The sequence below is a fragment of the Pseudomonas sp. P5_B2 genome (assembly GCF_056400445.1).
Genome location: NZ_JBFULH010001080.1, coordinates 1 through 1,038, shown reverse-complemented (window position 1 = coordinate 1,038; position 1,038 = coordinate 1). Strand labels below are relative to the sequence as shown.

The 1,038-nt window shown below is 59.0% G+C and carries 1 protein-coding gene; it reads left to right on the top strand.

All coding sequences use genetic code 11. From position 1 onward, the window contains the following. Positions 1-1,038, top strand: a 1,038-nt coding sequence (locus AC1DRJ_RS29315; protein ID WP_477805204.1) for a helicase-related protein, incomplete at both ends; no start/stop codon positions are given.

Below are 1,038 nucleotides of genomic sequence, written 5' to 3'. Positions count from 1 at the left end.
GCTTACCGACTACAAGGTGCTGGTACTCACCGTCGAAGAGAGAGCCATCAGTCGCCGCCTCCAGGACTTGCTGAAGGACGAAAACAACCAGCTCAAGGTGGACGATGYCGCCAAGATCGTCGGCTGCTGGAAGGCGTTGGCCAAGCAGGGGCTGGCTGAGCAACTGGTAGGTGATGATGAGCCCATGAAGCGCGCCGTAGCCTTCTGCCAGGTCATTTCACCCAACTACAAGGGCACAAAACACAAGGTCAGCTCCATCAATATCGCCAGCATGTTCCAGTCGGTGGTGGAGGCTTACCAGGAGGCGGAAGAAATCGACGAATCTTCGCGCCTGATCTGCGAGGCCGAGCACGTCGATGGCGGCATGAATGCCAGCCAGAAGGAAGCCAAGCTCAATTGGCTCAAGGAAGAATCCCCGGCCAACACCTGCCGCATCCTCAGCAACGTGCGTTGCTTGTCTGAAGGCGTGGATGTGCCGGCGCTGGATGCCGTGCTCTTCCTCACACCGCGTAATTCCCAGGTGGACGTGGTGCAATCGGTGGGCCGCGTGATGCGCAATGCACCGGGCAAAAAGCGTGGCTACGTGGTGCTACCGGTGGTGATTCCTGCGGGGATGGAGCCTCACGAAGCCCTCAACGACAACCAAACCTACAAGGTGGTCTGGCAGGTACTCCAGGCGCTGCGTTCCCACGACGACAGCTTCGACGCCATGGTCAACAAGCTCGATCTGATCGGCTCAGACCCGCGCAAGATGGAAGTCATCGCCATCACCGACAAGACCGACAAGAAGACGAAAAAAGCTAGTGGCACGAGCAACGGCAAGGCAGGCAAAGGCCAATACGGCATCGGCGAGAAGCGCCCGAGGCACGATGCCGAAGGCCAGATGACCCAGCAGGCTGAGCTGACCTACGAAGTGGGGGAAATCGAGAAGGCCATCTACGCCAAGATCGTCGAGAAATGCGGCAACCGCCACCATTGGGAAGATTGGGCCAACGACATCGCCAGGATTGCCCGCACCCATATCGACCGCATCCAGGG